The sequence below is a fragment of the Pseudomonas sp. GW821-FHT07F01 genome, assembly GCF_059418825.1.
The window spans coordinates 1080651-1104928 of record NZ_JBWKQO010000001.1; the positions used below are offsets into that span (position 1 = coordinate 1080651).

24 protein-coding genes are annotated in these 24278 nt (G+C 61.4%); 12 read left to right on the plus strand and 12 right to left on the minus strand.

Going from position 1 to position 24278, the window contains the following annotated elements:
* Positions 1-82: 82 nt before the first annotated feature.
* Genes AC07R1_RS04780 through AC07R1_RS04810 form a run of 7 tightly spaced genes read right to left on the minus strand, consistent with a single transcriptional unit; the run spans position 83 to position 8250 of the window.
* Entirely contained in the window at positions 83-1333 is a 1251-nt protein-coding gene (locus tag AC07R1_RS04780; protein ID WP_495110206.1) for a TIGR02270 family protein, read from the minus strand.
* Positions 1334-1357: 24 nt separating this feature from the next.
* Positions 1358-2239, minus strand: coding sequence for a hypothetical protein (locus AC07R1_RS04785; RefSeq protein WP_041752250.1), 882 nt, complete (start codon positions 2237-2239; stop codon positions 1358-1360).
* 27 nt (positions 2240-2266) lie between these two features.
* On the minus strand, positions 2267-3379 hold the full coding sequence (locus tag AC07R1_RS04790; RefSeq protein WP_073698940.1) for a PAAR-like domain-containing protein: 1113 nt from the start codon (positions 3377-3379) through the stop codon (positions 2267-2269).
* On the minus strand, positions 3379-4419 hold the full coding sequence (locus tag AC07R1_RS04795) for a hypothetical protein (protein WP_495110283.1): 1041 nt from the start codon (positions 4417-4419) through the stop codon (positions 3379-3381). The genes AC07R1_RS04790 and AC07R1_RS04795 overlap by 1 nt, the downstream gene beginning before the upstream one ends.
* Positions 4416-5528: a DUF2169 family type VI secretion system accessory protein gene (locus AC07R1_RS04800; protein WP_495110207.1), complete on the minus strand. Its 1113-nt coding sequence runs from the start codon at positions 5526-5528 to the stop codon at positions 4416-4418. The genes AC07R1_RS04795 and AC07R1_RS04800 overlap by 4 nt, the downstream gene beginning before the upstream one ends.
* A gap of 14 nt (positions 5529-5542) precedes the next feature.
* A complete protein-coding gene (locus tag AC07R1_RS04805; protein WP_220222647.1) occupies positions 5543-5989 on the minus strand; it encodes a DUF6484 domain-containing protein in 447 nt (148 codons plus the stop codon).
* 11 nt (positions 5990-6000) lie between these two features.
* On the minus strand, positions 6001-8250 hold the full coding sequence (locus tag AC07R1_RS04810; protein WP_495110208.1) for a type VI secretion system Vgr family protein: 2250 nt from the start codon (positions 8248-8250) through the stop codon (positions 6001-6003).
* Positions 8251-8814: 564 nt separating this feature from the next.
* On the opposite strand from AC07R1_RS04810, the gene AC07R1_RS04815 reads away from it, so the two are divergent.
* Positions 8815-10506 (plus strand): SulP family inorganic anion transporter, encoded by a 1692-nt coding sequence (locus AC07R1_RS04815; protein ID WP_011061293.1) that lies wholly within the window; start codon positions 8815-8817, stop codon positions 10504-10506.
* Positions 10507-10578: 72 nt separating this feature from the next.
* On the opposite strand, the gene AC07R1_RS04820 is transcribed toward AC07R1_RS04815, so the two are convergent.
* The gene (locus AC07R1_RS04820; protein ID WP_011061294.1) at positions 10579-11238 is read right to left on the minus strand and encodes a hypothetical protein; all 660 of its coding nucleotides are present in this window, start codon (positions 11236-11238) and stop codon (positions 10579-10581) included.
* A 338-nt stretch (positions 11239-11576) separates the two neighbouring features.
* Here AC07R1_RS04820 and AC07R1_RS04825 point away from each other — a divergent pair, with 338 nt between their 5' ends.
* The 4 genes from AC07R1_RS04825 to AC07R1_RS04840 all read left to right on the plus strand — a co-directional run bounded on the left by AC07R1_RS04825 (position 11577) and on the right by AC07R1_RS04840 (position 14719).
* The gene (locus tag AC07R1_RS04825) at positions 11577-12437 is read left to right on the plus strand and encodes an RNA ligase family protein (protein WP_015635611.1); all 861 of its coding nucleotides are present in this window, start codon (positions 11577-11579) and stop codon (positions 12435-12437) included.
* A 14-nt stretch (positions 12438-12451) separates the two neighbouring features.
* Complete coding sequence (locus AC07R1_RS04830) at positions 12452-13597, plus strand: AAA family ATPase (RefSeq protein ID WP_011061296.1); 1146 nt, start codon at positions 12452-12454, stop codon at positions 13595-13597.
* 102 nt (positions 13598-13699) lie between these two features.
* A complete protein-coding gene (locus AC07R1_RS04835; RefSeq protein WP_495110209.1) occupies positions 13700-14104 on the plus strand; it encodes a hypothetical protein in 405 nt (134 codons plus the stop codon).
* Positions 14105-14206: 102 nt separating this feature from the next.
* Positions 14207-14719 carry an Imm15 family immunity protein gene (locus AC07R1_RS04840; RefSeq protein WP_495110210.1) on the plus strand — a complete coding sequence of 171 codons (513 nt, stop codon included), beginning with the start codon at positions 14207-14209 and terminating at the stop codon, positions 14717-14719.
* Between the two features lie 348 nt (positions 14720-15067).
* Here the strand turns inward: AC07R1_RS04840 and AC07R1_RS04845 are convergent, their stop codons facing one another.
* Positions 15068-15544 (minus strand): hypothetical protein, encoded by a 477-nt coding sequence (locus AC07R1_RS04845; protein WP_047336846.1) that lies wholly within the window; start codon positions 15542-15544, stop codon positions 15068-15070.
* A gap of 177 nt (positions 15545-15721) precedes the next feature.
* Here AC07R1_RS04845 and AC07R1_RS04850 point away from each other — a divergent pair, with 177 nt between their 5' ends.
* Positions 15722-16321, plus strand: coding sequence for an MliC family protein (locus tag AC07R1_RS04850; protein ID WP_495110211.1), 600 nt, complete (start codon positions 15722-15724; stop codon positions 16319-16321).
* Positions 16322-16369: 48 nt separating this feature from the next.
* Here AC07R1_RS04850 and AC07R1_RS04855 read toward each other — a convergent pair whose 3' ends face one another.
* A complete protein-coding gene (locus AC07R1_RS04855; RefSeq protein WP_015635615.1) occupies positions 16370-17203 on the minus strand; it encodes an enoyl-CoA hydratase/isomerase family protein in 834 nt (277 codons plus the stop codon).
* A gap of 232 nt (positions 17204-17435) precedes the next feature.
* Here AC07R1_RS04855 and AC07R1_RS04860 point away from each other — a divergent pair, with 232 nt between their 5' ends.
* The 5 genes from AC07R1_RS04860 to AC07R1_RS04880 all read left to right on the plus strand — a co-directional run bounded on the left by AC07R1_RS04860 (position 17436) and on the right by AC07R1_RS04880 (position 20757).
* Positions 17436-18242, plus strand: coding sequence for an AraC family transcriptional regulator (locus AC07R1_RS04860; protein WP_495110212.1), 807 nt, complete (start codon positions 17436-17438; stop codon positions 18240-18242).
* Between the two features lie 84 nt (positions 18243-18326).
* Positions 18327-18962, plus strand: a complete 636-nt coding sequence (locus tag AC07R1_RS04865) for a LysE family translocator (RefSeq protein ID WP_204840248.1) — start codon at positions 18327-18329, stop codon at positions 18960-18962.
* A 158-nt stretch (positions 18963-19120) separates the two neighbouring features.
* Complete coding sequence (locus AC07R1_RS04870; RefSeq protein WP_011061311.1) at positions 19121-19537, plus strand: NUDIX hydrolase; 417 nt, start codon at positions 19121-19123, stop codon at positions 19535-19537.
* 135 nt (positions 19538-19672) lie between these two features.
* Complete coding sequence (locus AC07R1_RS04875; RefSeq protein WP_011061312.1) at positions 19673-20278, plus strand: SCO family protein; 606 nt, start codon at positions 19673-19675, stop codon at positions 20276-20278.
* Positions 20278-20757: a copper chaperone PCu(A)C gene (locus AC07R1_RS04880; RefSeq protein WP_011061313.1), complete on the plus strand. Its 480-nt coding sequence runs from the start codon at positions 20278-20280 to the stop codon at positions 20755-20757. The genes AC07R1_RS04875 and AC07R1_RS04880 overlap by 1 nt, the downstream gene beginning before the upstream one ends.
* Positions 20758-20798: 41 nt before the next feature.
* Here the strand turns inward: AC07R1_RS04880 and AC07R1_RS04885 are convergent, their stop codons facing one another.
* Both AC07R1_RS04885 and AC07R1_RS04890 read right to left on the minus strand, forming a co-directional pair.
* On the minus strand, positions 20799-21422 hold the full coding sequence (locus AC07R1_RS04885; protein ID WP_492617482.1) for a class I SAM-dependent methyltransferase: 624 nt from the start codon (positions 21420-21422) through the stop codon (positions 20799-20801).
* A gap of 71 nt (positions 21423-21493) precedes the next feature.
* On the minus strand, positions 21494-22411 hold the full coding sequence (locus tag AC07R1_RS04890) for a LysR family transcriptional regulator (protein WP_011061315.1): 918 nt from the start codon (positions 22409-22411) through the stop codon (positions 21494-21496).
* Positions 22412-22573: 162 nt separating this feature from the next.
* Here AC07R1_RS04890 and AC07R1_RS04895 point away from each other — a divergent pair, with 162 nt between their 5' ends.
* Positions 22574-24265, plus strand: coding sequence for an AMP-binding protein (locus AC07R1_RS04895; protein WP_495110213.1), 1692 nt, complete (start codon positions 22574-22576; stop codon positions 24263-24265).
* Positions 24266-24278 lie beyond the last annotated feature (13 nt).

Sequence of the window (24278 nt, forward strand, 5' to 3'; positions counted from 1 at the left end):
AAAATAGGCCGGCAGTCTAGCGTATTTGGTTTATGGGTACCTAGCGTCCAGCTGCCGCAGTCGAAGAGAATGAATTGCCTGCTCATCCTCCGGACAACAACCGCTTTTGCCGCCAGGCCGGTGCGCTGGTGGGAAAAAGCACTTCGGTCGGCCGGAAGCGGGCGATGCCGTAGGCGGCGGCAATACGCTGGCGTTGCTGGCCCCGGACAAGCGCTTGCTGAAAACTGCTTTCGCGCTGCGCCAGCCCCAGCACATAGCCCACGCCCGCCTGGAAATCACCTCCATGGGCCTGCCACCAGGCTGCGATCAACTGCGGGTCGGGCCAGGGTAGATTCTCATCGGGGTCCATGGCGACACTGGCATCCTCAGGGTCGTCGTTCGGGCCTGCATCGAAATCCGGCAGGTCCTGCAATTCCAGATCGAGTAACGCCAGGTCTGCCCCAGTAATCTGGCTGAAGGCCTCGCCGGCGACGCGGGCATGAGGCAGGTCGCTCATCTGCTGGATCAGCCAAGGCACGCTGACCGGGTCGCCCAGCAGCCCAACGGCCTGGATGCCGACGCGCTGTTGCTCGGGGTTCTGTATCAACTGGCGTATCCAGGCGATGCTGTGCTCACGCCTTTGCCAGGCCAGCAGTACACAGAGCGCGCGGTACTGGAACTGGCCCGGTTGCTCGGCGAACTGCCGCAGCGGCTCCAGCGCCTTCTCGTCGCCCATCTGCGCGGTGGCCCAATTGGCCCAAAAGCGCGTGGCGGTGTCCTGGTGTTGCCGATGGCTGCGAATGGTCGGCATCAGGTCTCGACGGCGCAGCTCGCCGGCAGTGCGGGCGGCACGTGCCAGGACGCTTGGGTCGGCGTGGGAAAGGCCGGTAAGCAGGGCTGGGCCGGGGTCGTGGCGGTGCATGCCACAGGCGGCCAGGCCGAGGCGCAGAAACAGGGGGTCGGGGGAGGCGAGCAGGCGATCGATCCAGGGCGAAACCCACTTCCAGTCGAGCCAACCCAAGGCCATCAGGTAGCCGCTCTCCGTTTCTACGGCACTTCGCAAATGCTCGCTGAGCCGTGACAACACCTGTGCGTTACCCGCCTCGAAGGCCAGCACCACACTGGCGAACAGCTCGCCAATGGCGTGTGGCCCAAGTTGAGCCAACAGGGTTTCCAGGCCGCAGGTGCCGGCGACGCGAAGGCCGTCAAGGTGGGCGTCGATGCGCTCGTCGAGTTGGCTGAGGTGGTCGAAGTCGTAGTGCGGTGCGCCCAGGGCATAGTCCCGCAGGACGGCGAGGAAGCTGGCTTCTTCGACATGTTGATCCAGAATCAGCGGAATCAAGTTCGAGTACATTTCAAAGTCTTGAAAAATAGTGAGTTAAGCAAGTTTCCTCCAGCTCTGCCCGTCATGTACCAAGATATCCTTTTGGCCAACAGACCAAAGCGCCCCGTTTTTAGCGGAAAGACAGTAGCAAGTATTGGGCTTTGGCATGTTCCAGTTGATTGGCCGCAAAGAACTTTCATCGAGAACGTATACTTCGAACAAGGTGGCTAAATAGATTTTTCCTTGGTGTTCAGCAATGCTCCAGAAATCATCGGTGAACTCTTCGAGATCGATAATTTCCCATGTATCTGCTCTGCCACGCAACAAAGTGCCTTGGCGGCCACATAAATAACAATAACCATCAGAGGCGCATATCAATGCAGTTATTTTAAAGTTGGTTGGACTGTCGACTTGCCGCCAGTTGCCTTGCTCCCGCAGCCATATTTCTCCCTTCCAGCCGGCGGCATAGATTTCATCATTGGAGAAACCGCCCAGTGCTTCGAAGCCAAAAACACTGTCTTTACTCGTAGGCTTTGGGGCATGTATAGGCTGCCAGGCAGAAGATCCATGGCGTACATACACCTCTCGGGACACTCCGCACAAGTAGGTATATTCGCCTATCGAGCTTATCCCTCTGAGCATTAGCGGTGGCGGATCCATTTGCGACAAGCTGAGGGTCGAGCCGAGATAGCCTTCCCCAATTTCACCCTCTTCGGATATTGCCAGCATCTGTTGTGACCGGTCGGTGGTCATGGCAACGGTATCCCAAGTCGCCTCGCCAACTTCTCGCCACTTTCCAGAGTTGTACTCCAGGAAAATAGTGTGCGAAACGTCCTGGGCTTCTAGTCCGATTTCCCGAAAAGCGAAAAAAGATTTTTGTGCGTCTACGGCGGCAACATAAGCGTAGTAATAATCTTCCAGCCATTCGTCAGCCATATGAATATCCGTTTATTGGGTGGTGGCTCAAGGGGAGGGCCTTCTCGCGGTACGGTTCAATACCGCTGGCTTACTTCTTCCGCTTGGTGAATGTTTTACTTTAGGGGGCTGCGTATTTGGCGGTAGCATTTTTTTATGCCCGTCGGCCAACTGTGCCGTGAGGCAGCGTTCGCTACAGTTTGACTCGGGAAACGCGCCACGAGTACTTTGGGCCGCCATGGAGGCCTCTTTACTGAATTCGCGCATATCGCCTTTCTTGACCCCAGCGATAACCCCCAGAGCTTTATGCTCGCTGTGTCGGACACCATGACTCCCATGAGTGTTCCCCCAGCCCTCAACACACATACAAGGCGCCGTATCTTTCGAATACTCTTCCCAGCCGGGCTGGCGCTTGTTGTTACTGAACGCTCCTACAGAAAATGAGCTTTTCGGTATGACATGGTCAGGTGTTTGTGCTGGACAGCATCCGGCTATACCTGCTTCGTCCTTAGGGCGGTAGGGTACTAATTGACAGCGGCGAGCCGACAAGCATTTGTTTGCTTTGGCTCTTGTCGCTGTTTTGCTGGCCCAAGCGCTTTCATTGACCATTGCACCGCTCAGCTCGGCTTCTTTACAAACATTCTTTTCACCGTACGGTTTGTATTCCTGGCAGGATTTTCTTTCTCTTTTTTTCTCCCTTTTGCATTTTCCCTGGGTGCTCGGCGACATCTTGGAAAGGTGAGGCCAGGGAGGGGTATTACCTGGCTGTGAAGCATGGTTATGCGTCGTCATGTCAAGGTGCCGTACTACGTTTTGACCTTCGAACTTCACATTCATCGACCAGGAAGTGAAGTACACCTTCCCCTTGATCTTGCTAGTGATGACCCCCTTCTTGGGCGCATTCCCAGCCTCATCCCCATAACTTGTCTTGAAGTAACTCTTGTCCTTGAGCATCACCTCTTTGCGGGTGATCTTGACCGTTCGTGTGCCCCGGGTGGTGTCCTTGGACATACCCGTATTGGGGTAGGGAATGGGTACCCCCATCGGTGTCGGCGGAGCCACGGGCGGGGTGAAGCAGACATCCGGAAAGCAGGCGACGGACTTGCCATCGGCCGCCTTGCAGGAAATCTCCATATTGTTGGCATACACCTCGTTGGCCATCAGGCAGCCCTCACGGTCTGGTAGCTGAGCAGGGCGGCGGCGCGTTGGCCGGCGTCGTTGCCGAGGTGGCAGAGGATATTCGGGCCGTCACCGTAGCCCTTGCGGCTGGCGGCCAGGGCCACGGCCAGCATCGTCGGGCCGATGGCGGCGCCGACTTCGCCAATGCAGTCGGCCGGGTGCCAGAGGTGGAAGAACTCCTTGCGCACCCGCAGGGTACGGCTCAGGGCCAGGGAGGCTTCCTTGAAGTAGTACTGCTCGCCGGAGATGTCGGTGAGCCGATAATCCATTTGCTCCAACCCACAGCCAACCTCGCTCAGGGCAGCGCGTACGGCTTGAGTCAGACCTTCAGCACGCAGGGGAGTACCTTCGGCCTCCACGGTGGCCTTCTCCACGCCGAATCCCAGGCCGAAGCAGGCCAATTGCGGCTCTTCGCTGGCAACGGGGGCGGCCAGCACCACGGCGGCGGCGCCTTCGCCGGGGATAAATCCGTTGGAGTTCTGGCTAGTGAGCAGGCGATCGCGTGCTTCGAAAGCGGCCAGCGTCGGTCCATTCAAGAAGGAGTCGACGCCGGCAATCAGCACGTGGCGATGGCCGCCCTGGTAGATCAGCGTACGCGCATCAAGCAGGGCCACGGCAGCGCTGACCCGTCCATAGGCGATGACGTTGGAACTGGGATGAAAGCGCAGGCCCAGTTCGGCTTCGATGGCGTGCAGCAGCCCCTTATCGAGGCCGTCGAGGCGGCCGGGGCGCTCGACTTCCGCCACCCCCAGCAGCAGCGGGGTCTTTTCCGGGTCGACGTTAGGGGTGCTTTGCAGCGCCTCGGCGATGGCGCAGGCGGCCATCTTGATCAGTTTGCTGCGCCCACGCCAGGGCTGCTCCAGAGGCACGCTGGCAGCGATCAGCCATTCGCCGCCGCAGTCGATGAAGCGGGTTTCCTGGAAGTTATCGATAGCGCAGCGAATCGCCGCGCAGCTCGCGGGTGCGCTGAGGCCAACGGCGCTGACCATGCCGGAACCGATGATGCAAAGTGCAGTCATCAGTCTGTCTCCTCGGGGGCGTGCCTGGCTTTTACCAGGGAGGAGAGCGACGGGTAGTAATCCTTGCCCAGTTCGCGGGCGCGCCACCAGCCTGTGGACATAGTGCCGACCAGCACCTGAGCGATCTCGAACATGTTGTGTCGTAGTGCACGGGAGACACGCCAGGTCAGTTGCACCTGGAGCGCGTCTGTGTCGATCAGCAGGGTATCGATCACCGCCTGCACAGTCTCGTGACCGCCTTTTTTCAGAAAGAAGGTCACCGGCACGTCCATTTCGGGAATGCGAAAACCCGCGCGCTCCTGGCGTGTGAGGTTGAGCAGCAACACATCCTCGCCGCCACGCAGGTAAGGAATCTGCTGATCGTCAGGTGCCGCCTGAAAGTAGCGACGGTCGAAATCTCCCGGCAGAAACGGAAAGCGGTCGGCCAGCCAGGCATCGTCGTAAGTGCCAGCGAAGCGAGCACGTTGCGGCCAGCTGCGGCCGATGGGACCAAGGGCCATAGGACGGAAGTCGCCAGAGGGACTGTCGATCGCCTTGCCCAATTCCTCGGTGCTCGGCATCGGCATGCCGACGATGGCAGCACTACCCATGCGGCTTGGAAACCAGCCACAACCGGTCGGATTGTCCAGGTAGCTGTAACGCAATTCGGAGTCTTCCGCCATCGGATGGCTGCCGCCAAAGGCCTGAGCATAAGAGATGTCCTGCTCGATGAAGGGCTGCGGCAAGCCGGGAGAAACGCCCAGTAGCCCCAATTGCCATTGTCGGGGGCCGAGCACGGAAAAGGCCTTGCTCATCTGACCGACGCGAATGCCCGCAGCCATCTGGCTCACGGGTCGCCCGCCTGGGGCATAGGCCTTGCCGCGCACCAGCACGTCGCAGAACGGCTTGACCGGTGCGAAGTCCATTTCCTGCAGGGGGGCGCTGAGACCGGGTTCGCCGAGGAAGGTATCGGCCATCAGCAGCGGTTGCTGGGTCTCGGCCAAGGTCGCCGGGCGGCCGTCCAGAGGCAGATTAAACGTGCCTTTGACCACCACCACCAGGGATTCGCGGCCATCGGGCTCCATGCCCTGGGTATAGGCAGCAAGCAGTTTACTGGCGTTGAGCAGTTCCATAGGCGACTACCTGTCTAGTTGATCTGCACCGAACCACCCTTGATGCGGTTGACCCCGCTGGAGCGACTGGACAGGTAGGCGCCCTGGATGATCACTTTGCCCGCGCGGGTCAGGGTGATGCTGGCCTTGCCGCAACGCAGCACGATCTCGCGTTCGGCGCGCAGTTCCAGGCGCTGGTCGTCCAGTTGCACGCTGGCAACCGGTTCGGGTGCCATGGCCTGGCTCAGCAGGCGGCCGATCACTAGCGGGCGGGAAGGGTCGCCATTTTCGAACATCAGCGCCACTTGGCTGCCGATGTCTTCAGGGGAGAGCAGGGTGGTGCTGCGGGCGGCGATGCTCTGTTGCTCGGGGCAGCCGGGGTAGGTCACCCAGGGCGCACTGGTCTGTGGCAGGTCGAGCAGTACACCGACGACTACGCCATCGATACGGGCCTGCGTGGGCAGTGAGTATTGAACCGTCATACGCGTTACTCCTAGTTTTGCAGGATCTTGCGTCCCTTGATCACCACGTTCTTGTTGGCCTTGATGTTGATCACGCCAGAGCCGTCTATGGTGATGTCCTTGCCGCTGATGCTGATGGTGCCGTCCTTCTTCATGACGATGCTGGCTTTGCCGGTCATGATGGTCACCGAGTCACCGGCATCGATGACAAGGTTCTTGCCCACCGTCAGCTCATCGTCCTTGCCGATATCGGTCGTGCGTCCTGCGCCGACCTGGCGCGATTCGTTATCTTTTACCGTCGTTGAAAGATTGGCTCCGACGTCCACCGAGCGGTTGGTGCCCACATTGGTCGACTGGTAGAGGCCCACGTTGACGTTTTGGTAGGCCCCGACATTCACCGTTTGAAAGGCACCGATGACAACTTCCTGCGCGGCGCCGATGGCGATCGTCTCGTTGATACCTACCGCATGGGTGCGTTGCAGGGCCACGGTCGCGGTTTCGCTGGCGCCCACGCTGATGGTGCGGTTGAGGCCTATGCTGATCGTCTCGTTACTGCCGACGCTTTCGGTACGGTTGACGCCAATGCTGATGTCCTCGTTGTTGCCCACGCTTTCGGTGCGGTTGACGCCGATGGTGATGGTCTCGTTGTGATCGACGGTTTCGGTGCGGTCGTGTTTGACATGCACAGTCTCGTCGTTATCGATGGTCTTGCTGCGGTCGTGGCCGACCCAGTGGGTCTCGTCGTTCTCGACCTCGATGTCCTGGTTCTTCTCGGCATGGATAAACAGTTGCTCCGCACCTTTCTTGTCCTCCATGCGGATTTCATTGAAGTTGGCCGGTGAGCCGTCCTTGCTCGAACGGCTTTTCACCCCGCTCTGAGTGGCATTGGCCGGTAGCGTGTAGGGCACGGTCTGTTCGGCGTTGTAGACGCGGCCAGTGATGATCGGCCGATCCGGGTTGCCTTCGATGAAACTGACGATCACTTCCTGACCGATCCGCGGGATCTGCACCGCCCCCCAGTTCTTGCCGGCCCAGGCCTGGGACACGCGCATCCAGCAGGAGCTATTGGCATTGGACTGGTCGTGGCGGTCCCAGTAGAAATGCACTTTGACCCGGCCATACTGGTCGGTCCAGATCTCCTCGCCATCGGGGCCGACCACCACGGCGGTCTGCGGCCCGCGAACAATGGGCATGGGGGTCAGGGGAAGAGGGCGGAAGGCCTGGCTGGCATCCATGCAGTCCAGCTCGCTGGTGAACTGCTCGGACAGGTCCAGCTGCGCATTTTCATAGAGTTCCTGGCGGATCTGATAGCGTGCGAACACCACCAGGTATTCGCGGTTCTGGTCCTCGCGCTCGTAGCCGGTCAGCTTGAACAAATGGCCGCAGCCCAGCCCGCGGGCGCGGCCGCGCAGCTGCACGCGTTCGAACTGGCTATGAATGGCTTCGATGCGGGTACGCGCGTAGTGCTCGCCATCGTTGCTCTGTACGTATTCACCGGGGTAGTCGTAGAGCGGGTGGTCGCCGTTGCTGTGACTGCGCGACACACTGGAGCGCACCTCCAGTCTGGCGCGGGGGCGCTTGAAGTCGTAGTCGTTTAACTCCAGAGAACCGGGTTGGACTTCCCGCTCCAGTTGCCAATCGTAGAAATGGTCGCGCTCGCGCATTTGCCGATCGGGCGGGTAGAAGGGCACCGAGTCATAGTCGGCCACCGTGGAGTGGGCGCTATAGGCGTCGGCAAACACCAGTACATGACGCGCCTGCTCATGGCGAAAGTAGTAATAGATGCCTTCGTGCTCCATCAACCGGCTGACGAAGTCAAAGCTGGTTTCACGGTACTGCACGCAATATTCCCACTCGCGGTAGTTGCCGCTCAGGCTGTCTTCGAAATCGGAGAAACCGAGGTCGCGGAACACCTGCTTGATGATCTCCGGCACCGTTTTGTTCTGGAAAATCCGGCAGTCCGAAGTGCGCGTGAGCAGCCATAACCAGGGCCGCAGGCTGACGCGGTAGCCGGCGAACTGACCGTGGCCGTTCACTTGCCGGCAGCTGCAGACAATGCCGTGGAAATAGCGTTTGCTGCCGTCGTGCAGCTCCAGGGTCAGGCCCATCGGCTTGCCCAGCAACTGGTCGAATGTGATCGCTCGGTTTTCGGAGGTGAGGTCCAATTCGTAGTGGAACAATCGCCCCAGCTCTTCGTTGCCTTCCATGCTCTGCAGCAACAGGACATCGCCGCCGAGGGGACTGTCGACCTGCACCAAACGGTTGTTTTGCGTTATTGCCATAAACGACTTCCTCTGGCTCGTGTTCGGGCGTCAGTCGTCCGTCTCGCGGGGTCAGGGGAAATCGTGTCCATCCATCGCGGTACATCCACCACAGAGATGATCTCCATATCGGCCTCATAGGCACTCAGTCAAAGCGAACGTACGAGTCAATCCGGCTCCTGCGGATTAACCTTCTGTCCAGAGCCACTTGGGCATCACCTCTAACAATTTCGGTTAAAGTCTTAGCGCGGTTTAATCCTAGTCAAGAAACTCTCCGACCAATGGAGCGAACACCGAGACGTTTCAAGGTAGGTGACCGACGGTCATTTGCTGCCCGGCTACGAGCGCGACGACATGCACCGGGAGGTGGCGCGTCATCGTGGTTGTTCATCTATAGAGGCCCAAGCTCACCACCACCTGCGCCTCAGCGGGTTGCCCATGGCCAAGCACCTGGGTGAATCGAAGCAAAAGCTGCTCCAGCTCATGGCGCTAAGTTGCCCGATTCGCTTGAATAACGCCCCGCGTCGCCTTGCCAAACAAGCGCGCAGCCAAAGAATAAAACGGAATATTTCGAAAGGACCCGGCATGTCGTTATCCCGCTGTCTATCTGGCCTGTCCAACTTGCTGCACTACCGCCGCGAATGGTTGCGCGCCGACCTGCGGGCCGGCTTGTCCGTGGCGGCTATCCAGATCCCGATCGCCATCGCCTATGCGCAGATTGTCGGCCTGCCACCGCAGTACGGGCTTTACGCCTGTGTGCTGCCGATGATCGTCTATGCCTTGATCGGCAGCTCGCGGCAACTGATGGTCGGCCCCGATGCCGCCACTTGCGCCATGCTCGGCGGGGCCGTGGCGCCTTTGGCCATGGGTGACCTGCAGCGTACCGTCGAATTGTCGATGATCGTCACCGTGCTGGTGGGCCTGATGCTGATTGCCGCCGGGATCGCCCGGGCGGGTTTTATCGCCAGCTTCTTCTCGCGGCCGATCCTCATCGGCTACCTCAACGGCATCGGTCTGAGCCTGATCGCCGGGCAAATGGGCAAGGTGGTGGGCTTCAAGATCGAAGGCGACGGCTTCATCCTGGGGCTGGCGGACTTTCTCCAGCGCCTGGGGGAGATCCATGGCCTGACCCTGGCCGTCGGCCTGGCCAGCCTGGGCCTTTTGATCTGGCTGCCGCGACGCTATCCGCGCGTACCTGCGGCGCTGCTGACGGTGGCGCTGTTCACCTTGCTGGCCGGGCTATTGGGCTTCGACCGCCTCGGAGTGGCGATCCTCGGTCATGTGCCGGCCGGGATGCCGGAGTTGTCCTGGCCCAAGACCACCCTGGAGGAAAGCAAGAGCCTGCTGCGCGACGCGCTGGGCATCGCTACCGTGAGTTTCTGCAGCGCCATGCTCACTGCCCGCAGCTTCGCCGCGCGCCATGGCTACGCGATCAACGCCAACCATGAATTCATCGCCCTGGGCCTGAGCAACCTGGCCGCCGGTGCCTCCCAGGGCTTTGCCATCAGCGGTGCGGATTCGCGTACCGCGGTCAATGACATGGCCGGAGGCAAGAGCCAACTGGTGGGCATCATCGCCGCCCTGGCGATTGCGCTGATTCTGCTGTTTTTCACCGCGCCCATGGCGTGGATTCCGCAGCCGGCCCTGGGCGCGGTGCTGTTGATGGCGGGCTGGGGCTTGCTCGACGTCAAGTCCCTGAAGCAAATCTACCGACTCAGCCGCTTCGAGTTCTGGCTGTGCCTGCTGACCACCGTCAGTGTGCTGGGGCTGGGCGTGCTGCCGGGCATCATGTTCGCCGTGACCCTGGCCATCCTGCGCCTGCTGTACAGCATCTACCAACCCACCGACGCGGTGCTGGGCTGGATGCCGGGCATCGAAGGCCAGGTGGACATCCGCCAGTACCCGCAAGCCCGCACTGTGCCCGGCCTGGTGGTGTATCGCTTCGACGACGCGATCCTGTTCTTCAACGCCGACTACTTCAAGATGCGCCTGCTGGACACCGTGCAGCGCGAGAGCCAACCCGAGGTGGTGCTGTTCGATGCCGAGGCGGTGACCGATATCGATGTCAGCGGCATCGCGGTGCTGCGGGAAATCCGCGAGACCCTGGCCGCCCAGGGCATCTACTTCGCTATCGCCCGTGCCCGCGGTACTTTCCTGGCGATGCTGGAACGTTCGGGGATGACCCGGGAAATGGACAGCCAGTTGCTGTTCGGTTCGGTGCGTTCGGGGATCAGGACCTACCGCATATGGCGCAACAGCATGCGCGGCAAGCAATGAAGCAGAGGAGGGTGACCGGCAGGGAGCAGCCCTGCCGGCGCTTGATCGAGGCTCAGCTAGGCTGGCCCGGCATCACTGGGTGATGGTCATGCTGCTGGTGGCCTGGACCGAGCCATAGCGGATGCGCGGATACGTCGGGTCGGCGTAGCTGAAATCCATCACCGTGCCGACGGAACCGAAGTACAGGGCCTGGCAATTGAAGTTCACCGCGACCTGGCCGCCGTAAGGAGTGACCCCGATGGCGACCTGGGTCGGCCCGGTCCATTCGATCTTGCAACCCAGCGTACCGCCTGCTGCGCCGGCATTGTATCCACGACAGTTCAAGGTGGCGTTGCCGTTGCTGGTATTGGGAAAGCCCGCCCATTTGGCGATGGCCAGGTTGGCCGAGCATGAAGTGTTGACGCTGCTGGCTCCCGGGGCGAGCTTATAGACCCCCGACGGTGGCGCGAGCGTTGCCGTGACGGGCGTCAATGGCAGCGCGGCAAGGCTCGATGCCGCCTGGTTTTCCACCACGGTGGTGGGCGAGGGCGGGAGCTTGCACACCACCACGGCGCCGACGTCGTCGGACTTCTTCAACTCACCCAGCGCAGTGATATCGGCGCCGCCCTTCGACTCGCAGAAGAGTTTGCGCAACTGGGCTTTCTCTTCGCTGTCAGCCATGGACGAGGCCTGGGCCAAAGGTGCAAGTGCCAGGCCAATGACTGCAGCCATCAGCACGCTTGAACGTTTCATGATCGATTCCTTATCGGGTTATGACTGGCTGCACCCTATGAGCCCCAGGCGATTTTTTTCATGACAAAAGCTCGGGTGTTTCGCGCAAGCAGGGGCGCTGGAGTTTTGTCCTCTCGGGGCTTGACCTGATGCCGCTATCTGCTGTTGAATGCGCGCCCTAAAGCCTCTGCAACCTTTTCTCCAAGTGGTGAAGCCAGTGCCCTACGCCAGCCAACACGCCTGATACCGACGACGGTCCATCCTGCCTGATGGCTGCCCGTGCCTATGCACGGCGGCGCTTCATTGCCATGCCTGCCTGATCCTGTCGTTGGTTTTTCTCTGTTTTCGAGGACAAACCCATGCACACGGATATTCGTGCCACCGCGCACAACCTGGAACTGCTCAAATACCCCCGTACGCCCCACCTGCAAGGCTCGCGCCTGCAAGATGGCGACACTGACACTGGCCAGGTGCGCTATGGCGCCCTGGCCGGACAGTGGCTGGTGGTGGAAGAAAAACTCGATGGTGCCAACGCGGGCATCAGCTTTGGCGCAGGCGGCGAGTTGCTCCTGCAATCTCGCGGTCACTACCTCACCGGCGGTGGGCGCGAGCGCCAGTTCAATCTGTTCAAGCAGTGGGCCTCGGCCCATGAGCACTGGTTGCTGGAACGCCTGGAAGATCGCTTCGTGCTGTATGGCGAGTGGCTGCACAAGAAGCACTCGGTGTTCTACGACCACTTGCCACATTACTTCTGCGAGTTCGATGTGTGGGACCGCGCCACAGGGCTGTTCCTCTCCACCGCGGCGCGCCGGCGCCTGCTAGAAGGTGGGCCGGTGCTGTCGGTGCCTGTGCTGTACGAAGGCCCGGCACCGCGCCGGCATGCCGAGCTGCTAGCGCTGGTGGGCGATTCGCTGGCCAAGACCGCGCACTGGCGCCAGGTGTTCGAGCAGGTGGTGCACCGCGAAGGCCTCGACCTGGCCCGTGCCTGGCGCCAGTGCGACCGCTCCAGCCGCATGGAGGGCCTGTACCTGAAGCTCGAGGACGAGCAGCAGACCCTCGGCCGGCTCAAGTGGGTACGCCAGGACTTCGTCCAGGCCATCCTCGATGCCGACCAGCACCATGCCAGCCAACCCTTTATCCCCAATCAACTGGCCGCCGGCGTCGATCTCTATGCCCCGCGCCTGTCCATGGACTGGCAGGGCCCACGCCACGGCTACTGAAGGAGCATCCCGAAATGGATATTCAACAACTGCGCCAACTGGTCCCCGAGCCGGGGCGCGATATGGACACCGCCGCCTGCCTGTCGGCCATTCCGGCCCTGGCGCGCCTGGCCGACACACCGCAGGACCCGATCTACCACGCCGAGGGCGATGTATGGATTCATACCTGTCTGGTGGTCGAAGCATTACTGGCCCAACCCGCCTACCAGCAGGCCAGCGCCGAGCAGCGCTTTGTGCTGTTCTTCGCGGCCCTGTTGCACGACATCGCCAAGCCCGACACCACGGTGATCGACAAGGATACCGGGCGTATCGGCCAGCCCGGTCATTCACGCCGGGGGGCGGTGGATGCGCGGCTGCTGTTGTGGCGCGCCGGTGTGCCGTTCGAGCTGCGCGAGCAGATCTGCCGCATCATCGCCGTGCACCAAGTGCCGTTTTTCGCCCTGCAGGGTGATCGCAGCGGCCGCAGCCCTGAGTTCCTGCTGCACAAACTGTCCTGGGAACTGCCGCTGTGGATGCTCTGCGCCGTCGCCGAGGCCGATATGCAGGGCCGCAACTACGCCGGCAAGGCCGATGTACTGGACGCCATCGAACTGTGGCGCGAACTGGCGCAGGAGGAGGGCTGCCTGCACGGACCGCGGGCCTTTGCCGACGACTACACACGCATTCAGTACCTGCGTGGCGCCCGGGTACATCCCGACTACCCGTTGCACGCGCCGCAGGGTTCGTCGGTGGTGATGCTCTCGGGCCTGCCGGCCAGCGGCAAGGACACCTGGACCGCACAGCATCACCCGGAGCTGCCGGTGGTGTCGTTCGACGACGCCCGCCAGGCCCTGGGCCTGCGCCATGGCCAGAATGAAGGCGCCGCTGCGCATTACGCCATCGACCGGGCCAAGGCCTTGCTGCGAGAGCACAAACCCTTTGTGTGGAACTCGACGCACCTGTCGGCGCAGATGCGCAACCGCACCCTGGACTTGCTCTACGGCTACGGCGCGCAGGTGGAAATTCTCTACCTGGAGCGCCCCGAGGGCGAGATCATGCGGCGCAACCAGCAGCGCGACACCTCGCTGCGCAACGATGATATCCGCCGCATGCTGTTCAAGTGGGAAGTGCCACTGCCCACCGAGGCGCATCGGGTTGTTTATCAGGCGGTGACGGGGTGAGTGGTCCAGGGGGACATGGCGACGCGAGGCATGAAGCGTTTCAAACCCTATCCGCTTGAAAAGCAACCAACTTGAAAGTCACGGCCAGAAATCACCAGGTAAATGAAAATGTCAGAAACTGCAGAAAAAATAAGTGAGGTCTTACAAGCTTTTCACCGTTTTGAAGATGGCTTGCTATTGTCGTTCGAGTTTAATTATGCGCCAGGCGAACGACTCGCAGCACAGGTTGTATTTCATGCCAGAGATCATCGTATTGATGGGGATGTTTGGAAGAAAGTCAAAGTGGTTGTCCGTGGCGTCGAAGAGCTGAGCGCGAAAGTTAGCGGTCATCAATTCAATTCAATTTGCTCGGGGGTTCGGTTGTTGAAGTTTGACGAGTGTTGGTGTGTCGACATTGATGGAAATTACGCTTTGGATGCTGATCCAGCATCTATTGATCAAGTGCGCGAAGAAGGGGATCTATATGTTATTGGTCGTGATATTGAGGTTTATGAGCTTGAGGGCTAGGTGATACCAGTGAAAGTAGTTCTAGCCAGCACGCACCCTCGTTGATTGAACTTCCTGACGTTCCCCCCGAACATCCTGCGACGGATGGAGTATCCCCTGGTAATGAAGCTTACAGATCTCTATAACAAGGTAATCAGTAAAGAACCGTACAATGATATGGACGTGTTCTTCGAGAGCTATGAAAGCTTTGAAGAGATTCCGCTTGTATCAAGGTATGGTCGCTTAAAGCACCTGATGGATGAAATGAGCAGCGACGGGGTGTCTGATTTCCTGACAGGGCTCGCTTTGTTTGTTTTAAATACTTTAAGAGTCTTGGAGATATCAACAGATAAAGATGTTTTTTTTGCCGTGACTTTTACAGACTTTGAAGGGCTGGAGCAGCAAGGTGTTCTCATACCCAATATTTTTATTTGCGCAAAGCCAGCTTCAGTCAGTTTTTTGGAAAAAGTACGAGAACATGATAAAGGGCTTGCGTCGAAGGAGATGAAGGAAGTGAAAAAACATTTTTCCAGCTGTGGGGCAGAAACGGCTTTTGATTTTTATGAAAGCAGATCTTATGACGCAGCTTGCGCTGAAGAAATTGTAAGGGTCTTTGCTGTACCCAGGACTTCATGAGAGTACAGGGTTCGTCAGCCAATCCGATTCGATGGTGAAGCACTCCAATGATGGGGTGGGAGCTATGCGATTGCTCGCTGCGTCAGGTCCATGGGCTTGGTCGAAGCCTATAGGTGCAGAGCGAGCCATCGGTGGATCTGAGCAGTGAGTGGTTTCGAAAACTGGAAATGACCAGCTCGGGTACCCCAATTCAAAGCGTCGAATGCGCCCGGATGTGTGATCCAAGCCTGATAGCTGATCACAGATCCTGTGAGCCTTGGAGTTATTCTATTTAACATAATATACATTATGCGAATCTTCGTGTGGAGATGCGGGAGCCGAGGGTGGTTAGATTGGGCTTAAGAACAGTCACGAAAATGAAGAACCCTTTTGAGCTTCAAAATTACCGCTCTTCAAAATGGGTTCTAGATAATCCTGGTATTCCTGCCATGTGCTGAATACCTCAACCTCGACAGACGGAGCCTCTGGCTCTCCAGTTAGCTTGGCCAAAAAAACTCCACCACCAAGATTCAGTGCCTGACGAACCTTTTCGCCTAGGGAATGACGCGACAACAGGTAACCCAGCGCGGCAAGACCCAACACTGAACCCTTTTGTGCAGCGGAGGCTTTGAGTAAAGGATCGACCGGGATGTCAGAAAGAATCAGCATCAAAGCTTTCAAATGGTCGCTATCGGTATCAAACCCACCGGCAATCTCCTTGCCTATACGTACAGCATCAGCAGCACGAGATTTAGGGATCTCATTTTCATGAGCAAAGGCACCATACGACGTCAGTATGATCGACCCAACAGATGGAGGGTGTTTCGGGTAGTGGCGGTTTTGCATAAACAGCTTCCTTGAGATTTGCCTGTCGATCATAGCCGGTTTCGGCACGCAGACCGCCTAGATCGGGGCTCAAATTAGCTGTGAAACCACCCTCTTTACCTTGATTTTAATAACAGTTAGTAATAACTAAACTAAATGAATATTTAGTTTAGTTATATTGGATATCAGGAGTTACTCATGATCTTTCCCCTTCGAACAATGGTGAGCAGTGTCGCTTTATCGGCCCTGCTGGCCACTTCTCTGGCAACGGCCGAACAAGGTCCTTCATTCAACTGCAGTGAGAAGATGACCGGGTCGATAACCGCACTGATCTGCCAGAACCCTGGTCTCGCGGCACTGGACCGCAAGTTGGCCACTATTTATCGCGACGCCCTGAAGAATGCCGGCAAGCGCGGCAATGTGCTCAAGGCCGAACAGCGTGGCTGGATCAAGGGCCGCGACGAGTGCTGGAAGACCGATGATCAGCAAGCCTGCGTGGCTGATAGCTATCGTCGGCGCATCGTCGAACTGCAGACGGGTTATGGGCTGGTCACCTCCTCCGCTCCGGTCATGTTCGATTGCGCGAGCAATGGCCGTATCAGTGTCACCTTCTTCCAGACCGAACCGCCCTCCCTCACCGCCTTATATAAAGGCCGGCAATCGCTGATGCTGGAGGCCAGTTCTGCCAGCGGCTCACGTTACCTAGGGCAGAACGAGAGCTTCTGGGAGCATCAGGGCGAGGCCGCTGTCACTTGGGGCCATGGGGCTGAAGAGATGATCTGCAAGAAAGCAGGCTGAGCCCTGCCGTCTGCACCGCATCGGGTGCAGGCCGCCACGCCCTGGAGGTTAGTTCCTGACAATACCCGGCGTCCCGGGCGACTGCTGGCTGGCCCGATCCGGATGATCGCGCTCGATGAACCGCCGCAACCCTTCCTGGGTTTCCGGTTGATGGATCGAGCGGTTGAAGCACTGCGCTTCGATCTTCAAGCCCTCCGCCAATGGCAAGCCATAGCCGCGCACGGCCGCTTCCTTGTCCGAACGCATCGCCGGTTGCGGCAGGCCGGCCAGGACATGGGCCAGCTCCAGTGCCCGTTTCAGGGAGCGCCCACTGGGCACTATTTCGTTGACCAGGCCGATGCGGTACGCCTCCTGGGCGTCGATCACCTTGCCCGTGAGAATCAGTTCCATGGCCCGGCCCATGCCGATGATCCGTGGCAGGCGCTGGGTGCCGCCATCCGCCAGGCCGATATTCCAGCGCCGGCAGGTAACGCCGAACGAGGCGTGTTCTTCAGCGATGCGGATGTCGGCAAAACAGGCCCACTCCAGGCCACCGGCATAGGCCACGCCGTTGACCGCGGCAATGATCGGCTTGTAGATCTCGGTCCAGCGGCTGGGGCCGATGATGCCCGGGCGTTCGCCACGGTCGTGGGCTGCCATTTCCTCGGCGCTGCTGGGCACCAGTTGCGCGGCCGCCTTGAGATCGCCGCCGGCGCAGAAGGCTCGGTCGCCGGTACCGGTGATGATTGCCACCAGGGCGTTGTCATCCTCGCGAAAGCGCGTCCAGGCCTCGATCAGCTCGCGGTGGGTGACGGGGCCGATGCAGTTGCGCTGCTCGGGACGATTGAAACGGATGATCACCACGGGCCCGGACTGCTCGTAGGCTATTTCGCTGAATGTCATAAACGCTCCTGTTTATGGATGTCCTTCGATGAAGCCCTTTCGAAGTCCAGTATAGGAAGTACCGAAAGTGGAGCCATACCGATTGGCGTGTTCACAACCACCCAACCTTTCCTCTCCCCAGCCGGGCCTCTTGCGGGGCGGCCTTCACCGCTGTGGCTTGACTGACAGGAGGCCTGTTAGGCTGATCCCCCCCTGCCGCCCCAGCGGTGTTCTCCTGCTTCGGAATCACAACATGTCCTCCACCGCCCAATTCTGGCGCGACCCGAACCTGCCCTACGTCGAAAGCCGCCGGGCCTGTGACAGCCGCGCCAACTACAAGGCCCACAGCCATCCGACGGTGTCCATCGGTGCCGTGGACCGGGGTGTCAGTGTGTTCAGCGGCGGCGCCCAGGGCCCGACCCGGATCCGGGCTGGCAGCGTGGTATTTGTCCCGGCCGATTGCGCCCATGCCTGCAATCCCCTGCCCGAAAGCGCCTGGAGTTACCAGATGCTGCACCTGGACCCGCGCTGGGTGGACGCTGTGCGCGAAGAAGCGCAGCAGCATGGGTCGGCGCTTTCCCAGGTCGTGCTGAGCCACGACAGTGGCCTCTACCAGGCTTTTTGCCGGCTCAACCAGTTGTTGTTTTCCAGCGCCAGCTGGCAGCACAAGGAGGCCGCGCTGATCGAGTTCATCGGTGGCTTGGCCACCCGGGAGCAACCGGTGATTGCCCTGGCGGCCGATCCGGCCCGGGCCAGCGCAGGTGTGCGCCGGGTCGTGGATTTCCTCCAGTGTGATCCGCAGCAGGCCGGGCCTCTGGAGCACTTGGCGGAACTGGCGGGAATCAGCCGCTACCAGTTGATCCGCGCCTTTCGCGCGGCCACCGGGATGACGCCCCATGCCTACCAGTTGAACCAGCGGATCATCCAGGCCCGCGCTTCGCTGCAGGCCGGGGAAGCGTCGGCAGCCCTGGCCCAGCGCCTGGGCTTTGCCGATCAGGCGCATTTTCAGCGAGTGTTCAAGGCTCATGTCGGCGTAACCCCGGGCCTGTACAAGGCCTGAGGCCGCGCAATTTTCTTCAATACCCCGGCTCTCTCGGCGCCGCAGACTTCCAGGCTTTCACGTCACTGGAAGGCTCTACCCATGATTCAACAGTTCCTGCTGGTCGCCGCCGCGCACTTTCTCGCCCTGCTCTCCCCCGGCCCGGATTTCTTCCTGGTAGCACGCATGTCCATGGCCGCGGGGTGGCGCTCGGCCACCGGCGCCTGCCTGGGCATCGCCCTGGCCAATGGCGCCTTTATCGTCCTGGCGTTTGCCGGGGTCTCGGTGTTTCGGGCAGGCAGCCCGCTGTTCCTGGCGATCCAGTTGGCCGGGTGCGGCTACCTGCTTTATATGGGCTGGCTGTTTATCCGCCATGCCGGCGCCAGTTCACTGGCCGCGGTAGACGGCAACGGCGAAGCCCGGCCGCTGGGCCGGGCCACCTGGTGGCGTGGCCTGGGCATGGGCTTTCTCTCCGGCATCCTCAACCCCAAGAACGCCCTGTTCTATGTCAGCCTGGCGTCCCTGGTGGGGGCCCAGACCAGTGCCGGCTGGAAGCTGGTCTATGGCTTGTGGATGTTCAGCGCCGTGCTGTTGTGGGACGTGCTGGTGGCCCTGGCCATTGGCAACCGCCGGGTGCGCGAGCGCTTTGCTCGGGCCCTGCCCTGGCTGGAACGGGGCACCGGGGTGGTGCTGATCCTGCTGGCGCTGCTGGTGATCGGCGCCACTGTGTGGCGTCACTGAATCACGCCCCGGGCAGTGACTTCCAACTGTCATTACAAATAAACAACAAAGCAATAATCTGCCGAAAGCGCCGCTGCCGATATTGTCGCAACGGTGAACGGGCCTGCCGGGCATTGCCCGGTATCTGCCCCGCCGAAACAGTGCAAGGAGGACCTGCCATGCAACAACAGCCACGCCTGGGGTGCGGTGTCGCGATTGTCCGGGACGGCCAGCTGCTGCTGGTCAAGCGCCTGCGCGACCCGGAAGCCGGTTGCTGGGGCCTCCCCGGAGGCAAGGTCGACTGGCTGGAACCGGTGGAACAGGCCATGCGCCGGGAAATCCACGAAGAACTGGGGCTGACCCTGCAAGGCGTGAGCCTGTTGTGCGTGGTCGACCAGATCGACCCGCAGCGCCAGGAGCACTGGGTATCACCGGTATACCTGGCCTCGGCCCCGGCCATGCCGGCGCGCAATTGCGAGCCGCACAAGCACAGCGATGTGGCCTGGTTCGAGCTCGACCGCCTGCCCCAACCCCTGACCCAGGCCACCCGCAGCGCCGTGCGCGCCCTGGTGCAGATGGCCGCCCTGGAAAGCTGAGCAGCCACGCCCCGGCCCTTCCCGACCTGCGACCGATGGCCGCAGGCATTGGTCTAATTAGCCCGCCGCCGCTTTCGTCTGTTTGTTACCATGCGCGGGTTTTTGCCTGTCTGGCTGTTCAAAGGGCGTTATTTCATGAGTGTTCTGCTGACTCGCCGCACCCTGCTCACCAGCGCCGGAGTGCTCGGCCTGGGCCTGCTCGCCGGTTGCGACAACAGTCCCCGACTGTCCTTCAAATACGGCAAGGACCTGAGCAATCAGATTCTTGGCCGCACCTTCAAACTCACCGATTCCCAGGGCGAAACCAAGTCGCTGTCCAGCTACCGCGGCCTGATGCCGATGATTTTCTTCGGCTTCACCCAGTGCCCGGCCGTGTGCCCCACCACCCTGGCCCGCGCGGCCCAGGCCAAGAAGCTGATGGGCCGTGATGGCGACCGCCTGCAAGTGGTGTTCATCACCCTGGACCCGGAGCGCGACACCCCCGAAGTGCTGGACGCCTACGTCAAGTCCTTCGACCCCAGCTTCGAGGCGCTGTACGGCACCCTGGAGCAGACCGCAGCCACCGCCAAGGAATTCGGCGTGTTCTACGAAAAGATCCCCAGCGGCTCGACCTACACCCTGTCCCACACCGCCACCAGTTTCGTCTTCGACTCCCGGGGCACCTTGCGCCTGGGGCTTTCCCAGTCCCTTACCGCCCAAGAGTGCGCGGAAGACCTGCTCACCGTCATGGAGGTTTGTTAATGCATTCCCTACAGCGCCCATCCCGTCTCAAAGCTGCCCTGCTGCTGGTTTCCCTGCTGGGCCTGGGCGGCACCGCCAGCGCCGCGACCCAAGTGGACAACGCCTGGGTCCGCGCCACCGTAGCCGGCCAGCACGCCAGCGGCGCCTTCATGGACCTCACCGCCAGCAGCGACAGCAAGCTGGTTGAGGTGCAATCGCCAGTGGCCAAGAACGTGCAGATCCACCAGTCGAGCATGCACAACGACGTGATGAGCATGCAGCAAGTGGACGCCGTGGCCCTGCCGGCCGGGCAGAAAGTCAGCCTGGACACCCACGGCTACCACGTGATGCTCATGGAGCTCACCGGCCAGATCAAGGCCGGCGACAAGGTGCCCCTGACCCTGACCGTGGAAAACGCCAAGGGCGAGAAGGAGACCATCAAGGTCGAAGCCCAAGCCCGAGCGCTGAATGCGCCGGACCACAGCATGATGAAGCACTGACAGCACCGTGAAGAAAAACCGGCCCTTGGGCCGGTTTTTTTTCATCCCCAGTCAATCGCCCGCGCCAGCCAAACGGTGAACCCGCAGCAGTCCGGGTCTTCGCTGATGTGCTGCACCACCTCGAAACCATGGGTGTCGAGCAAGGTGCAGTATTCCCCCGGGGAGAGGCTGGCGTGGTACAGGTCTTGGCCCTCGAATTCGCCGATGGCCTCCCCTGCCTCGGGGCCGCTGGTGAACATCAGGGCACAGCCCGGGCCGGCGTGGCGTTCGAAAACGGCGAACATGGCGCGCTGATCGTCCGGGCTCAGGTGGAACAGGCTGTTCCAGGCGAGGATGCCGGCAAAATCCTGGTCCAGGGCGAGGCTGCGCATGTCAGCGTGGATCCATTGCTGCCCGGCAAAGCGCTGGCGGCACTGGTCCAGCAAGGCGGCAGAGCTGTCGACGCCGGTGACTGCACATTGGTGTTCGATCAGGTTGCGCGCAATCGGCTCGCCACCTCCGCAACCCAGGTCCAGCACCTGGCCGCCCTGCCCCATGACCCGGCGAAAGCGCTCCAGCCATGCCTGCTCTCCCTCGAAGGCCTCGGGGTTGGCCCTGCGACGCTGGTCCCAGGCCCGAGCATGACGCTGGTACAGATCGACGATATGACGGGCGGACTCGTGCATCCACAGGTTTCCGTGTGCGTGTATGGCCGCAAATTACAGCACAACGGCGCTTGGGCCCGGCGTCAAACCGTTCAACTGCGCCCTGCCAGCTCCAGCAACTGCCCGCGCAGCCAGCGGTTGGCCGACTCGTTCTGCACTTGCTTGCTCCAGTACAGGTTGAGGCAGACCTCGGGCAGGGTCAGGGGCATGTCGAGAATCCGGTTGCCCAGCCCGGCGTTGATCAACTGCGCATTGTTGCGGGTCAGGGTCAGCAGGCCATCGCCCTGGGCCACCAGTTGCGCGGCGGTGAGAAAGTGCTGGCAGTGCTGGCGGATGCGCCGTACCACCCCCAGGTGCCCCAGGGCCAGGTCTTCGACGCAGATGCCCCGGCGCCTGGAGGTCACCGCCACATGCTCGGCCGCCAGGTAGCGTTCCACCGTCAGTTCGCCGCTGAAGCCGGGGCCGGCCATCACGCAGAAGGAATCCTGCAGCAGCAGTTGCTGTTGCAGTTGCGGGTCGGTGAGCCGCGACAGTTCGATGGCCAGGTCAATGCGCCCGGCAATCATCTCCAGCTTCAGGTCGGCCCAGTGCACGCTGGTGCTGCGCACTTCCAGGTGCGGGGCAACACGGTTCAGGTGCGCCAGGATCAAGGGCAGGATCACCGGCTCCAGTTGCTCCGGCATGTTCAGGGTGAAACGCCGACGGTCCCGCAACGGGTCGAAGGCCTGGGCCGGGTTGAGGCTGCGGCGCAGACCGCTGAGGGCGTCCTGGATCCCCGGGGCCAGTTGCTTGGCCAGCGGCGTGGGGGCCACGCCATAGCCTTCGCGGACGAACAGCGGGTCGTCCAGCTGGGCGCGCAGGCGCGCCAGGGCGTGGCTGATGGCCGACTGGCTGAGGTGCAGCACCGAGGCGGCGCGGGTCAGGTTGCGCTCCTGGTACACCACCTCGAAGACCCGGAACAGGTTCAGGTCCAGGCGGCTCAGCCCTGACCATTCATGCGGTGAGTTCATGGTTGTGCCCTCGCAGTCTCGACCCGCAGCAGGCTAGCAGCGGGCCGGCGCCGGCAGAACCATGTAGCGCATTCATGAATCTCGATGAATAACCGTCGGTTCTGTGGTGCCCCGGGCGCTGCCTAAGATGGCCGTGCCGATAACAACAATTCAGGAGGCACCATGGACCTTGCGGCCTATCAGCAGCACCTTCACGCCCTGCAGCAGGCCGCCTGGCCCGAAGGCGCGCCGCGTACCCCGCAGTACCCCCTGGGCCAGCAGCCCCTTACCGAATACCTGCGGGCCTGGGCGCAGTCGCAAGCCAGTGCCGTGGCCCTGGACTTCTATGGCTATCAGTTGAGCTTTGCCGAGCTGGACCGGCTGTCCGACCGGTGCGCCGCCTTGCTCGGCGAGCTGGGAATCGGCCCCGGTGACCGGGTGGCGGTGTACCTGCCCAACTGCCCGCAATTGCATATCGGCTTCTGGGGCATTCTCAAGTGCGGCGCCGTGTACGCGCCGGTCAGCCCCCTGGCGCGCACCCTGGAGCTGGAGTATCAGCTCAAGGACAGCGGCGCCCGGGTGATCCTGTGCTTCGACCAACTGCTGGATGTGGTGCAGGCGGTCAGCGACGCCTGCGAGTTGAGCGCGATCCTGGCCACCAGCCTCAGCGAGTTGTGCCCGGCCACCCCAAGCATTCCCCTGCCGGACCTGCTGCGGGCGCCCAAGCGCCTGGCCCCGGGGGTGATCGACTTTTTCCCCGCCCTGGAGGCCTGTCGCGCCGCCACCCCGGCCCACCGTCCTGCCCTGGGCGATATGGGCACACTGAACTACACCGGTGGCACCACCGGCATGCCCAAGGGCTGCATTCATAGCCACGGCGACATGCTCTACACCTGCGCCAGCTTCGTGCCGGTGGCCTTGGGCCTGAGGCAGGACAGCGTGCTGCTCAATTTCCTTCCCGAGTTCTGGATCGCCGGGGAAAACGCCGGCCTGCTGTTTCCCATCTACGCCGGCTGCCGCCTGGTGCTGCTGGCGCGCTGGGACGCCCTGGGTTTCATGGCGGCGGTGGCGCACTACCGGGTCAGCCATTGCGGGTTGCTGGTGGACAGCGCCGCCGAAGTGCTGGAGCACCCAAGCGTCGCCGACTACGACCTGAGCTCCCTGAAGGCCACCGGCTGCATCTCCTTCGTCAAGAAGCTCACCCCGGACTATCGCCAGCGCTGGCGCGCGCAAACCGGCTGCACCCTGTTCGAGTTCAGCTTCGGCATGACCGAAACCCACACCTGCGACACCTTTACCGCCGGCCTGCAGACCGACGACTTCGACCTCAAAAGCGCGCCAACCTTCGTTGGCCTGCCGGTGCCGGGCACCGAGTTCAAGGTCTGCGACTTCGACAGCGGCGCCCTGCTGCCCCTGGGCTCCGAGGGCGAGTTGTGCGTGCGCAGCCCTTCCCTGCTGCAGGGTTACTGGCAGCGCCCGGAGGCGTCCGCGGCGGCCCTGCGCGACGGCTGGCTGCACACCGGTGACCTGGGGCAGATCACCGGACAAGGGTTTATCCGCTACCTGGGCCGGCGCAAGGAAATGCTCAAGGTCAATGGCATGAGCGTGTTTCCCAGCGAGCTGGAGGCGCTGTTCGGCCAGCACCCGCAGGTGCTGGCCAGCGCAGTGATCGGCCGCGCCGATGAACGTCGGGGCCAGCAGCCGGTGGCCTTCGTTGTGCTCAAGCCCGATGCGCCCCAAGACCCGCATGCCCTGGCAGCCTGGTGCCAGGAGGTGATGGCCGCCTACAAGGTGCCGCAGATCCGCCTGGTGGCCAGCCTGCCCATGACCGCCACCGGCAAGGTCAAGAAGAACGAGCTGGAACAACAGCTCTGAGCCCTTCCTTTTC

What these genes read in the sequence shown, in the direction of transcription:
- AC07R1_RS04780 (WP_495110206.1), bottom strand. Translation starts at nt 1,333, where the DNA reads ATGTACTCGAACTTGATTCCGCTGATTCTGGATCAACATGTCGAAGAA.
- AC07R1_RS04785 (WP_041752250.1), bottom strand. Translation starts at nt 2,239, where the DNA reads ATGGCTGACGAATGGCTGGAAGATTATTACTACGCTTATGTTGCCGCC.
- AC07R1_RS04790 (WP_073698940.1), bottom strand. Translation starts at nt 3,379, where the DNA reads ATGGCCAACGAGGTGTATGCCAACAATATGGAGATTTCCTGCAAGGCG.
- AC07R1_RS04800 (WP_495110207.1), bottom strand. Translation starts at nt 5,528, where the DNA reads ATGGAACTGCTCAACGCCAGTAAACTGCTTGCTGCCTATACCCAGGGC.
- AC07R1_RS04805 (WP_220222647.1), bottom strand. Translation starts at nt 5,989, where the DNA reads ATGACGGTTCAATACTCACTGCCCACGCAGGCCCGTATCGATGGCGTA.
- AC07R1_RS04810 (WP_495110208.1), bottom strand. Translation starts at nt 8,250, where the DNA reads ATGGCAATAACGCAAAACAACCGTTTGGTGCAGGTCGACAGTCCCCTC.
- AC07R1_RS04815 (WP_011061293.1), top strand. Translation starts at nt 8,815, where the DNA reads ATGTCGTTATCCCGCTGTCTATCTGGCCTGTCCAACTTGCTGCACTAC.
- AC07R1_RS04820 (WP_011061294.1), bottom strand. Translation starts at nt 11,238, where the DNA reads ATGAAACGTTCAAGCGTGCTGATGGCTGCAGTCATTGGCCTGGCACTT.
- AC07R1_RS04825 (WP_015635611.1), top strand. Translation starts at nt 11,577, where the DNA reads ATGCACACGGATATTCGTGCCACCGCGCACAACCTGGAACTGCTCAAA.
- AC07R1_RS04830 (WP_011061296.1), top strand. Translation starts at nt 12,452, where the DNA reads ATGGATATTCAACAACTGCGCCAACTGGTCCCCGAGCCGGGGCGCGAT.
- AC07R1_RS04835 (WP_495110209.1), top strand. Translation starts at nt 13,700, where the DNA reads ATGAAAATGTCAGAAACTGCAGAAAAAATAAGTGAGGTCTTACAAGCT.
- AC07R1_RS04840 (WP_495110210.1), top strand. Translation starts at nt 14,207, where the DNA reads ATGAAGCTTACAGATCTCTATAACAAGGTAATCAGTAAAGAACCGTAC.
- AC07R1_RS04845 (WP_047336846.1), bottom strand. Translation starts at nt 15,544, where the DNA reads ATGCAAAACCGCCACTACCCGAAACACCCTCCATCTGTTGGGTCGATC.
- AC07R1_RS04850 (WP_495110211.1), top strand. Translation starts at nt 15,722, where the DNA reads ATGATCTTTCCCCTTCGAACAATGGTGAGCAGTGTCGCTTTATCGGCC.
- AC07R1_RS04855 (WP_015635615.1), bottom strand. Translation starts at nt 17,203, where the DNA reads ATGACATTCAGCGAAATAGCCTACGAGCAGTCCGGGCCCGTGGTGATC.
- AC07R1_RS04860 (WP_495110212.1), top strand. Translation starts at nt 17,436, where the DNA reads ATGTCCTCCACCGCCCAATTCTGGCGCGACCCGAACCTGCCCTACGTC.
- AC07R1_RS04870 (WP_011061311.1), top strand. Translation starts at nt 19,121, where the DNA reads ATGCAACAACAGCCACGCCTGGGGTGCGGTGTCGCGATTGTCCGGGAC.
- AC07R1_RS04875 (WP_011061312.1), top strand. Translation starts at nt 19,673, where the DNA reads ATGAGTGTTCTGCTGACTCGCCGCACCCTGCTCACCAGCGCCGGAGTG.
- AC07R1_RS04880 (WP_011061313.1), top strand. Translation starts at nt 20,278, where the DNA reads ATGCATTCCCTACAGCGCCCATCCCGTCTCAAAGCTGCCCTGCTGCTG.
- AC07R1_RS04885 (WP_492617482.1), bottom strand. Translation starts at nt 21,422, where the DNA reads ATGCACGAGTCCGCCCGTCATATCGTCGATCTGTACCAGCGTCATGCT.
- AC07R1_RS04890 (WP_011061315.1), bottom strand. Translation starts at nt 22,411, where the DNA reads ATGAACTCACCGCATGAATGGTCAGGGCTGAGCCGCCTGGACCTGAAC.
- AC07R1_RS04895 (WP_495110213.1), top strand. Translation starts at nt 22,574, where the DNA reads ATGGACCTTGCGGCCTATCAGCAGCACCTTCACGCCCTGCAGCAGGCC.